Annotated in this window: 11 protein-coding genes; 5 read left to right on the forward strand and 6 right to left on the reverse strand. The window is 68.1% G+C overall.

Going from position 1 to position 11173, the window contains the following annotated elements; all coding sequences use genetic code 11:
- Window positions 1–177 precede the first annotated feature (177 nt).
- The 6 genes from rsmG to rpmH form a co-directional block, all read right to left on the reverse strand.
- Window positions 178–894 carry a 16S rRNA (guanine(527)-N(7))-methyltransferase RsmG gene (rsmG, locus tag ACFZDE_RS18665; protein WP_097217901.1) on the reverse strand — a complete coding sequence of 239 codons (717 nt, stop codon included), beginning with the start codon at window positions 892–894 and terminating at the stop codon, window positions 178–180.
- Window positions 895–1019: 125 nt separating this feature from the next.
- Window positions 1020–1532, reverse strand: coding sequence for a R3H domain-containing nucleic acid-binding protein (locus ACFZDE_RS18670; protein ID WP_185008428.1), 513 nt, complete (start codon window positions 1530–1532; stop codon window positions 1020–1022).
- A gap of 15 nt (window positions 1533–1547) precedes the next feature.
- Entirely contained in the window at window positions 1548–2828 is a 1281-nt protein-coding gene (yidC, locus tag ACFZDE_RS18675; RefSeq protein ID WP_390998510.1) for a membrane protein insertase YidC, read from the reverse strand.
- A 3-nt stretch (window positions 2829–2831) separates the two neighbouring features.
- Entirely contained in the window at window positions 2832–3206 is a 375-nt protein-coding gene (gene yidD, locus ACFZDE_RS18680) for a membrane protein insertion efficiency factor YidD (RefSeq protein WP_358280244.1), read from the reverse strand.
- The gene (rnpA, locus tag ACFZDE_RS18685) at window positions 3203–3574 is read right to left on the reverse strand and encodes a ribonuclease P protein component (RefSeq protein WP_390998514.1); all 372 of its coding nucleotides are present in this window, start codon (window positions 3572–3574) and stop codon (window positions 3203–3205) included. Before rnpA ends, yidD begins: the two co-directional genes overlap by 4 nt.
- 21 nt (window positions 3575–3595) lie before the next feature.
- Entirely contained in the window at window positions 3596–3733 is a 138-nt protein-coding gene (gene rpmH, locus ACFZDE_RS18690) for a 50S ribosomal protein L34 (protein ID WP_005482975.1), read from the reverse strand.
- A gap of 374 nt (window positions 3734–4107) precedes the next feature.
- Between rpmH and dnaA the strand changes: the two genes are divergently transcribed.
- The 5 genes from dnaA (at window position 4108) to ACFZDE_RS18715 (ending at window position 11082) form a co-directional block, all read left to right on the forward strand.
- Window positions 4108–6222 (forward strand): chromosomal replication initiator protein DnaA, encoded by a 2115-nt coding sequence (gene dnaA / locus ACFZDE_RS18695; RefSeq protein WP_391200811.1) that lies wholly within the window; start codon window positions 4108–4110, stop codon window positions 6220–6222.
- 950 nt (window positions 6223–7172) lie between these two features.
- Window positions 7173–8303, forward strand: a complete 1131-nt coding sequence (gene dnaN / locus ACFZDE_RS18700) for a DNA polymerase III subunit beta (protein ID WP_390998519.1) — start codon at window positions 7173–7175, stop codon at window positions 8301–8303.
- Between the two features lie 206 nt (window positions 8304–8509).
- Entirely contained in the window at window positions 8510–9385 is an 876-nt protein-coding gene (gene gnd / locus ACFZDE_RS18705; RefSeq protein ID WP_390998521.1) for a phosphogluconate dehydrogenase (NAD(+)-dependent, decarboxylating), read from the forward strand.
- Window positions 9386–9436: 51 nt separating this feature from the next.
- Window positions 9437–10558 (forward strand): DNA replication/repair protein RecF, encoded by a 1122-nt coding sequence (gene recF, locus ACFZDE_RS18710; RefSeq protein ID WP_352097338.1) that lies wholly within the window; start codon window positions 9437–9439, stop codon window positions 10556–10558.
- Window positions 10555–11082: a DciA family protein gene (locus ACFZDE_RS18715; protein ID WP_390998525.1), complete on the forward strand. Its 528-nt coding sequence runs from the start codon at window positions 10555–10557 to the stop codon at window positions 11080–11082. Before recF ends, ACFZDE_RS18715 begins: the two co-directional genes overlap by 4 nt.
- Window positions 11083–11173: the final 91 nt, after the last annotated feature.

Here is an 11173-nt window from a genome sequence, read left to right on the forward strand (position 1 = left end):
AGAGGCTTTCGGTCGCGGGGTTCGGCCGCAGCGCGGCCACGACTGATGATGCCGTGCAGCAGTGAGCGACGTTTCACGTGAAACACGATGCACAGCAGCCGTGGCCCAACTGCCGCGACACTCCGGCATGCATAGGTTTGGCAGCTTGTGTGGAGTACGTCTCGTCCTCAGGACGGATCAGCGTCGACGACGCGTCCGCCCCGTACGAGCCGCCTTCGCCCGCTTCGCGGCGAAGCGCACACCGCCAGGGCTCTCCCCGACCTCGACCCGCACGACAGTGGACAACGGGTCCACCACACCCTCACCCACATGCAGGATGGACGTCTCCACCGCACCCAGCTTGCTCAGCGCCACCGAGGCGCTCTTCAGCTCCTCCTCGGCGGTGTCACCCTTGAGCGCGAGCATCTCCCCGTACGGCCGCAGCAGCGGAATGCCCCAGGTGGCGAGCCGGTCGAGCGGCGCCACGGCTCGGGCCGTCACCACATGGACGGGCTGGATCTTCCCCATGACCTCTTCGGCTCGCCCGCGCACCACGGTCACATGATCAAGGCCGAGTAGTTCCACGACCTCGGTGAGGAAGTTGGTGCGCCGCAACAGCGGCTCCAGAAGCGTGATCTTCAGGTCGGTGCGGACCAGCGCCAGCGGAATGCCGGGAAGACCAGCACCCGAGCCGACATCACACACGGTCACGCCGTCGGGCACAACCTCCGAGAGCACCGCACAGTTCAGCAGGTGCCGCTCCCACAGGCGAGGCACCTCACGCGGGCCGATGAGGCCACGCTGCACACCGGCCTCAGCGAGCAGCTCGGCGTACCGCACCGCATCCGCGAAGCGATCACCGAACACCTCGCGCGCCTGCTCGGGCGCGGGGGGAAGCTCCGCTGCCTCCGTCACGGGGGACCGTCCTTCCGTACCGCGTCAGCGCACCCGGCGCCGACACCAGAACCACCAGAACTATCAGGCTGACAAAGTTCGGCCCCGCCTGCTCAACAGACGGGGCCGGGGAAAGAAAACGCCGATCAGGCGGGCAGCACGACGACGAAGCGCTGCGGCTCCTCGCCCTCGGACTCGCTGCGCAGACCCGCGGCCTTGACCGCGTCGTGCACGACCTTGCGCTCGAACGGCGACATCGGCTTCAGCTTCACGGCCTCACCGCTGCTCTTGGCCTCCGCGGCGGCCTTGGCGCCCAGCTCGGACAGCTCCGAGCGCTTCTGCGCACGGTAACCGGCGATGTCGAGCATCAGGCGGCTGCGGTCACCGGTCTCCCGGTGCACGGCCAGACGGGTGAGCTCCTGGAGCGCCTCCAGGACCTCACCGTCACGGCCGACCAGCTTCTGCAGGTCACGGCCGCCCGAGTCGCTGATGATCGAGACGGAGGCACGGTCGGCCTCGACGTCCATGTCGATGTCGCCGTCGAGATCGGCGATATCGAGCAGACCCTCCAGGTAGTCCGCCGCGATCTCACCTTCCTGCTCCAGGCGAGTCAGGGTGTCTGCACCCTCGGCAGCGGCGGAGGTGGTGCCTTCCGTCACGGGATGGACTCCTTCTTACTTCTTGGACGGGGACTTGGGCCGCTGCGGACCCTTGCGCTGTCCGGACTGGGCCTTGCTGCGGGTACCGCCGGCGGGCTTCGGGCCGCCCTTCTTGGCGGCAGCGGCGGGCTTGGTGTCCTCCGGCTCGCCGGACTTGGTCAGCGACGTCTTCGGCTCGTCGGTCTCACCGGCCGCCTTGGCGCCGCCGTGCTGCCGCTGCGACTTGCTCTGCCGCTTGGGCTGCTGACGCTTCGGGGTGCCGCCGGTGATCGGCGTACCGTCCTCGGCCTGAGCCGCGGCCGCGCTGTCGCTCTTGATCACGGTGCCGTCGGCCTGGGCAGCGAGTCCGGCCTTGCTCAGGCCGTTGATGAACTTGCGCTCGAACTCGTTGCGGTCGCGGCCCTTGGCGACGATCGCCTTGACGATCGCCCGGTCACGGCGCTTGCCGACCTTGTTGTGCTGCGCGATGTGCTTGGTCAGGCGGTCGAGGTACGAGGCCTGGGCCTTGGAACCCGGGGTCGGGTTGTTGTGGATCACGTACATCTGCTGGCCCATGGTCCACACGTTGGTGGTCAGCCAGTAGACGAGGACACCGACCGGGAAGTTGATACCGAAGACGGCGAACATGACCGGGAAGACGTACATCAGCATCTTCTGCTGCTGCATGAACGGGGTCTTCACCGTGGTGTCGACGTTCTTCGTCATCAGCTGGCGCTGGGTGAAGAACTGCGACGCCGACATCAGGACGATCATGATGGCGGTGACCACACGGACGTCGGTGAGGGAGGCACCGAGTGCTTCCACCTTCGACGAGCTGTCGGTGAACTTCGCCGCCAGCGGAGCACCGACGATGTGCGCCTTCTGCGCGCTCTGCAGCAGGCTCTGGTTGATCACACCGATGGTGTCGCCCGTCGCGATGCTGTTGAGCACGTGGTACAGGGCGAAGAAGAACGGGGACTGCGCCAGGATCGGAAGGCACGAGGAGAGCGGGTTGGTACCCGTCTCCTTGTACAGCTTCATCATCTCTTCGGACTGACGCTGCTTGTCGTTCTTGTAGCGCTCTTGGATCTTCTTCATCTCGGGCTGCAGCGTCTGCATGGCCCGAGTCGACTTGATCTGCTTCACGAAGAGCGGGATGAGGCAGATACGGATCAGGATCACCAGGGACACGATCGACAGGCCCCAGGCCCAGCCGGTGTCGGGGCCGAAGATGGCGCCGTACACCGAGTGGAACTGGACGATGACCCAGGAGACGGGTGTGGTGATAAAGCTGAAGAGGCTGGCAATCGTGTCCACTAATCATGCTCCTTGGGCATGGGACGGTGTCTCTGCGGCCGGGCCCGAAGGACTGGACGGACTTGTGGGAGAAGTCTGTCCCTCGGTCGCCGGTCCCGCGGCGGAGGGCCCGCCCTTGCGTGCACGCCACGCGTTACGCAGCATTTCGTGCCACCGCGGGCGCTTACGCGGCGGGACATGATCCACACCGCCCAGCGACCACGGATTGCATCGCAGGATGCGCCAGGCCGTGAGTGCCGTTCCCTTGATGGCACCATGCCGGTCGATGGCCGTGAAGCCGTAGTGGGAGCACGACGGGTAGTACTTGCAGACCGGCCCGAGCAGCGGACTGATCGTCCACTGGTAGAGCTTGATCAGAGCCAGCAGCGGGTACTTCATCGCGCGCCCCCTCCCAGCAACCGCTGGAGAGCGGCATCCAGGTCTCGGGCCAGCTGTGCATGGTCGGCGTCGCCCGATCCGGGCAGCGCTCGTACGACTACCAGGCTACCGGGGGGCAGCTGGGCCACTCGCTCCCGCATCAGGTGGCGAAGCCTGCGCTTCACTGTGTTCCGCACGACCGCACCACCCACTGCCTTGCTCACGACGAAACCCGCACGCGTCGGGGGAGCGCTCTCCCCAGGCGCGTGCGGGTCCGTGGAACCGCTACGTAGATGGACGACGAGGAGCGGGCGTCCAGCCCGGCGCCCTCGCCGTACCGCGGTCGCGAAGTCCTCGCGCCGCCTCAGCCGATGCTCGGTAGGCAGCACGACGTCATGACCTGATCAGGATCAGGCGGACAGGCTGGCGCGACCCTTGCTGCGGCGGTTCGCGAGAATCGCGCGACCGGCACGGGTACGCATCCGCAGGCGGAAGCCGTGGGTCTTCGCGCGACGACGGTTGTTCGGCTGGAAGGTGCGCTTGCTCACTCGGGGGCTCCAGAAGAAATCGGTAGTTGCGGGGTGCCGTCCTGGCTGTCACCGTGCGCCCACGAGTAGCTCGCAGTTACGCCCGAGTGCACCGCTGACCGATCACCCAAATGATCTGTGCCCATCGGAGGCAGGCGGCAGCAGCCATCGACAACTCGACCTGGTTACGGTACGCGCGGCTACGCCATCCGGTCAAACCAGGAGTCGCCGGGAGACACTTGTCCACAGGCTGGGGACAACAACTTGAACCGTACCGGCCGCCCTGACTACCGTGACGGAACTCCGATTCGTTCCCTTATCCCTGCCCCACCCGATTTACATCCCGAGCCGTCCCAGAACCACACGTTCGTGGGACCTGTGAGAGAGCGTGCCCTGTGGCTGACGTACCTGCCGATCTTGCCGCAGTGTGGCCACGCGTATTGGAGCAGCTCCTCGGGGAGGGCCGCGGCCAAGGGGTGGAAGGGAAGGACGAGCACTGGATCCGGCGCTGCCAGCCGCTCGCGCTGGTCGCGGACACCGCTCTGCTCGCCGTACCGAACGAATTCGCGAAAGGCGTACTCGAGGGCCGGCTGGCACCGATCGTCAGCGAGACGCTGAGCCGCGAGTGCGGCCGCCCGATCCGGATCGCCATCACCGTCGACGACTCCGCGGGCGAGCCCCCCGCCGCGCCGGCGCCCCCGGCCCGCACCCAGCCGCGCTACGAGGAGCCCGAGCTCCCGGCCGCACGCCAGGACCGCGACGCGTACGACCGCCCAGACCGTGACAGCTACGACCGCCCCGAGCGGGACGCGTACGACCGACCCGAACGCGAGGCCTACGACCGACCCGAACGCGAGGCCTACGACCGTTCCGACCGTGACGGGTACGACCGCCCCGAGCGCGACGGATACGACCGTCCGGAACGCGACCCCTATGACCGCCAGGACCGCGACGGGTACGAGGGATACGGCCGCCACCGGGCCGACCAACTGCCCGACCCGGCCGGTGACCAGCTTCCGCCTACGCGCGCAGATCAGCTTCCCACCGCCCGCCCCGCCTACCCGTCCGAGTACCAGCGCCCCGAGCCCGGCGCCTGGCCACGGCCCACACAGCAGGACGACTACGGCTGGCAGCAGCAGCGCCTCGGCTTCCCCGAGCGTGACCCGTACGCGTCACCCGGGCAGGACGCGTACGGCTCGCAGAACTCCTACGGCTCCCAGGACACATACGGCTCCTCCTCGCAGGACTACCGCCCGCAGCCCATGGAGCGCCCCTCCTACGAGCAGCAGCGCCCCGACTACGACACGTCACGCGGCGACTACGACCAGCGCGACCCGGTACGCCGGGAGCTGCCCGAGCCGCCGGCCGGCTCCGGGCACGTCCACCGAGGCGGCCCGGTCGGCTCGAACCTGCCGACGACCGGTGCCCCCGGCCCACTGGCCGCACAGCCCGCCCCGGCGACCGGCCCCGGCGAACCCACCGCGCGGCTGAACCCGAAGTACCTCTTCGACACCTTCGTCATCGGCGCCTCCAACCGTTTCGCCCACGCGGCCGCGGTCGCCGTGGCCGAGGCACCGGCGAAGGCGTACAACCCCTTGTTCATCTACGGGGAGAGCGGACTCGGCAAGACGCACCTGCTGCACGCGATCGGGCACTACGCGCGCAGCCTCTACCCGGGCACGCGCGTGCGGTACGTGAGCTCGGAGGAGTTCACCAACGAGTTCATCAACTCCATCCGCGACGGCAAGGGCGACAGCTTCCGCAAGCGGTACCGCGAGATGGACATCCTGCTCGTCGACGACATCCAGTTCCTCGCGGACAAGGAGTCGACTCAGGAGGAGTTCTTCCACACCTTCAACACCCTCCACAACGCCAACAAGCAGATCGTGCTGTCCTCCGACCGGCCGCCGAAACAGCTGGTCACGCTGGAGGACCGGCTGCGGAACCGTTTCGAGTGGGGTCTGATCACGGACGTCCAGCCGCCCGAGCTGGAGACGCGGATCGCGATCCTCCGCAAGAAGGCGGTGCAGGAGCAGCTGAACGCGCCGCCGGAGGTGCTGGAGTTCATCGCGTCCCGGATCTCGCGCAACATCCGCGAGCTGGAGGGCGCCCTGATCCGGGTCACGGCGTTCGCCTCGCTCAACCGGCAGCCGGTGGACCTCGGCCTGACGGAGATCGTCCTCAAGGACCTCATCCCCGGTGGTGAGGACTCGGCCCCCGAGATCACCTCCACGGCCATCATGGGCGCGACCGCCGACTACTTCGGCCTGACCGTCGAGGACCTGTGCGGCACGTCCCGGGGCCGCGCCCTCGTCACGGCCCGGCAGATCGCCATGTATCTGTGCCGTGAGCTGACGGACCTGTCGCTGCCGAAGATCGGCGCGCTGTTCGGCGGCCGCGACCACACCACGGTCATGCACGCGGACCGCAAGATTCGCAACCTGATGGCCGAGCGCCGTTCCATCTACAACCAGGTCACCGAGCTGACCAACCGCATCAAGAACGGCTGACGGCGACCGGCCGCCGACGGCGGCTGGAGTCCGCTGAGGGCGCCCCCGGAGCATCCAGGGCGCCCTTCTTCATACGCCGAGCCCCCTCACCCGCTCCCTCCGCTCCCTCACCCGCTCCCATGCCCGCCGCCTCACCCGCTCCCGCCCCGCACACCCACCCGCAACCCGCTGTTCGATTACGGGCCGGGTTACGGCCTCTCTCCACAGATTCGGTGACTTTCTGCCGTCCACATCCTGGGGATCGGGGAGTTGTCCAGATCGTGTCCACAGCTGCCGCTGTTGAAAGACCATCAGACCAGCTCAGGTGGTTGTGGATTCGTGGACAAAGGATCTCCACAGCCTGTGGATGACGAGATGATCCACAGGCTGTGCACCGAGTTGTCCACCGGCAACCCACAGGCTGGGGTCAGTTGTCCCCAGCAAACCGTGGCTTCTCCACATCCCTGTCCACTGTTCGGCAACACGACGCGCCTCCTCACCGGGTCGAGTGAAAGGCGTCACACAAAGCTGCCAGGTTGGGCTGTGGGAAAGCTGGGTAAAGCTGGGGACAACGCTGGGGAGAACTCACCTCTCCCTGTGCATGGCGTGTGCAGAACTTTCTGTTCTCCACAGACGCGCCCAGTTGTCCACCGCCTCCACCCACAGGACCCGTGGACAAAATTCCTGCTCTGAGCTGGGCAAACGAGGTTATCCACGGTATCCACAGGCCCTACTACTACTCCCGACTAGAGAGAGCTGGGAATCCGTTTCGAAGGGGGCCCTGTGCACAACTCGGTCTTCGGTGCCCGACCGCGCCTCGTCACAACTTGACCCCGAGGGGCACCTACTGTCAGTGCCGTGCGTCAGACTGGTCCCCGGTGTCCTCCCCGTCACAGGGACCGTCGACACCGAGACAGACGACGAGGGCCAGGCAGAGCGAGAAGCGCCGGCAACAGCAGGAGGCGGCAACAGTGAAGATCCGGGTGGAACGCGACGTACTCGCGGAGGCAGTGGCCTGGGCGGCACGCAGCCTCCCGGCCCGTCCGCCGGCGCCTGTCCTCGCCGGCCTGCTGCTGAAGGCCGAGGACGGCCAGCTGAGCCTGTCCAGCTTCGACTACGAGGTCTCGGCGCGGGTGTCCGTGGAGGCCGAGGTCGACGAGGAGGGCACGGTCCTGGTCTCCGGCCGCCTGCTCGCGGACATCTGCCGGGCGCTGCCGAACCGGCCGGTGGAGATCTCCACCGACGGTGTACGGGCGACGGTGGTCTGCGGCTCGTCCCGGTTCACACTCCACACCCTGCCTGTGGAGGAGTACCCGGCCCTGCCGCAGATGCCGAACGCGACGGGCACGGTCCCCGGCGAGGTCTTCGCCTCCGCCGCCTCCCAGGTCGCCATCGCGGCGGGCCGTGACGACACGCTGCCCGTCCTCACCGGTGTCCGCATCGAGATCGAGGGCGACACCGTCACGCTGGCGTCCACCGACCGCTACCGCTTCGCGGTCCGAGAGTTCCTGTGGAAGCCGGAGAACCCCGACGCCTCCGCTGTCGCCCTGGTGCCCGCCAAGACGCTCCTGGACACCGCCAAGGCCCTGACCAGCGGCGACCAGGTGATCCTGGCGCTGTCCGGCTCGGGCTCCGGCGAGGGCCTGATCGGTTTCGAGGGCGCCGGTCGCCGTACGACGACCCGGCTGCTGGAGGGCGACCTCCCGAAGTACCGCACGCTGTTCCCGACGGAGTTCAACAGCGTCGCCGTCATCGAGACCGCCCCCTTCGTGGAGGCCGTCAAGCGCGTGGCCCTGGTCGCCGAGCGCAACACCCCGGTGCGGCTCAGCTTCGAGCAGGGCGTGCTGATCCTGGAGGCCGGTTCCAGCGACGACGCACAGGCTGTGGAAAGGGTGGACGCGCAGCTGGAGGGCGACGACATCTCGATCGCCTTCAACCCGACGTTTCTGCTGGACGGCCTGAGCGCCATCGACTCCCCGGTGGCGCAGCTGTCGTTCACGACGTCCACCAAGCCCGCGCTGCTCAGCGGCAAGCCGGCGCTGGACGCCGAGGCGGACGAGGCCTACAAGTACCTGATCATGCCGGTGCGCCTCAGCGGCTGAGCTCTCCCGGGGACAGGCGGGACGTCGCGGATCATCCACGGCTGTCCACAGGCTGAGGACAAACCTGCAGGTGAGGGCGTACGACTGAGCGCGTATGCCCACAGATGTGCGCGAGCGTCCGGGTTTAGGCTCGGACGCGGTACGAAAGTGCCGCGCGGTACGCACGTGCCGCCACGCCACGTCGCAGAACCTAAGGAACACAACTGATGGAGCTCGGTCTCGTCGGCCTCGGCAAGATGGGCGGCAACATGCGCGAGCGGATACGCCGCGCAGGCCACACCGTCCTCGGATACGACCGCAACCCGGACCTCGCCGATGTCCACAGCCTGGAAGAGCTGGTGGGCAAGCTCAGTGGCCCGCGCGTGATCTGGGTGATGGTCCCGGCCGGTGAGGCCACGCAGACCACGATCGACCAGCTCGCCGAGCTGCTGGAGCCGGGTGACGTCGTCGTGGACGGCGGCAACTCCCGCTGGACCGACGACGAGAAGCACGCCGCGGAGCTGGCGGCCAAGGGCATCGGCTTCGTCGACTGCGGTGTCTCCGGCGGCGTCTGGGGCCTGGAGAACGGCTACGCGCTGATGTACGGCGGCGACAAGGAGAACGTCGCCAAGGTGCAGCCGGTCTTCGACGCCCTGAAGCCGGAGGGTGACTCCGGCTCGGTGCACGCCGGCAAGGTAGGCGCGGGCCACTTCGCGAAGATGGTCCACAACGGCATCGAGTACGCGATGATGCAGGCCTACGCCGAGGGCTGGGAGCTGCTGGAGAAGGTCGACTCCGTGACCGACGTCCGGGAGGTCTTCCGCTCCTGGCAGGAGGGCACGGTGATCCGCTCCTGGCTGCTCGATCTCGCGGTCAACGCGCTCGACGGGGACGAGCACCTGGACGAGCTCCGGGGTTATGCACAGGACTCGGGCGAGGGACGCTGGACGGTGGAGGCGGCCATCGACAACGCGGTGCCGCTGCCGGCGATCACCGCATCGCTGTTCGCGCGGTTCTCCTCCCGGCAGGAGGACTCGCCCCAGATGAAGATGATCGCGGCGCTGCGGAACCAGTTCGGCGGCCACGCGGTCGAGAAGAAGTAACCGAGTACCTGACGAAGTGACCGAGGATCCAGGGAGGTCGGCGAAACGACCATGCACGTCACGCATCTGTCGCTGGCCGACTTCCGCTCCTACCCCCGGGTCGAGGTCCCGCTCGATCCCGGGGTGACGGCCTTCGTCGGGCCGAACGGGCAGGGCAAGACCAACCTCGTCGAGGCCGTCGGCTATCTGGCCACCCTGGGCAGTCACCGGGTGTCCTCCGATGCTCCTCTGGTCCGGATGGGTGCCGAGCGTGCGATCATCCGGGCGCAGGTCCGGCAGGGCGAACGGCAGCAGCTGGTCGAGCTGGAGCTGAACCCGGGGCGCGCCAACCGGGCCCGGATCAACAGGTCCTCGCAGGTCAGGCCGCGTGATGTGTTGGGGATCGTGCGGACCGTGCTGTTCGCGCCGGAGGATCTCGCGCTGGTCAAGGGCGATCCGGGGGAGCGGCGGCGCTTCCTCGACGAGTTGATCACCGCGCGTTCTCCCCGTATGGCCGGGGTCCGTTCCGACTACGACCGGGTTCTCAAGCAGCGCAACACCCTGCTGAAGTCGGCGGCGCTGGCTCGTCGGCACGGCGGACGCACCATGGACATGTCCACCTTGGACGTGTGGGACCAGCATCTCGCGCGCGCGGGCGCCGAGTTGCTGGCCCAGCGTCTGGACCTGATCGCCACGATCCAGCCGCTGGCCGACAAGGCGTATGAGCAACTGGCGCCGGGTGGCGGGCCGATCGCGCTGGAGTACAAGCCGTCCGCGCCGGGCGAGGCGCACACCCGCGAGGACCTCTTCGAGCAGTTGATGGCGGCGCTCGCGGAGGCCCGGAAGCAGGAGATCGAGCGCGGCGTCACCTTGATCGGTCCGCATCGGGACGACCTGCAGCTCAAGCTCGGCCAGCTCCCCGCCAAGGGCTATGCCTCTCATGGCGAGTCCTGGTCCTATGCGCTGGCGTTGCGCCTGGCCTCGTACGACCTCCTCAGGGCGGAGGGCAACGAGCCGGTGCTGGTGCTCGACGACGTCTTCGCCGAACTGGACACCCGTCGTCGGGAGCGTCTGGCCGAGTTGGTCGCTCCCGGTGAGCAGGTCCTGGTGACGGCCGCGGTCGACGACGACGTACCGCATGTGCTGTCGGGGACGCGGTTCGCGGTGTCGGAGGGGGCGGTCGAGCGCGTATGACGGAGAACACATCCAGCGGCACCCCCGAGCCTTCCGGTGTGGATCTCGCGCGGGTGGCGCTGCGTGCCGCGAAGGAGGCCGCCCGCGCGCGGGGGGACGCGGCGCAGCAGAAGAAGCAGGCGCGTCGCGGTGGTCTGCGCTCCGGCGCGCGCGCCGACGGGCGCGATCCCATGGCGTTCGGCGCCGCGATCAACCGGCTGATCACCGAGCGCGGCTGGGAGGCGCCGGCCGCGGTGGGCGGTGTGATGGGTCGTTGGCCGCAGATCGTGGGCGAGGACGTCGCCAAGCACTGTGTGCCGGAGAAGTACGACGAGGACGAGCGCGTCCTGACCGTGCGCTGTGACTCGACGGCCTGGGCGACCAATCTCCGGCTGCTGGCGCCGACGCTGGTCGCGCGCCTGAACGAGGATCTGGGGCACGGCAGGGTGACGCTGATCAAGGTGCAGGGCCCGGGTGGCCCGGCCCGCCGCTACGGCCCGTTGCGCGCCCCCGGCAGTACCGGTCCGGGCGATACCTACGGCTGATCTGGAGCTGATCTACGGCTGATCTGCGGCTGATCGGCACCCGTTCCCCGCCCGTGGACAGCACGTGACTGACATCACATCAAGGGCTCCC

This window comes from Streptomyces sp. NPDC007929 (assembly GCF_042959065.1).
Classification (GTDB): domain Bacteria; phylum Actinomycetota; class Actinomycetes; order Streptomycetales; family Streptomycetaceae; genus Streptomyces.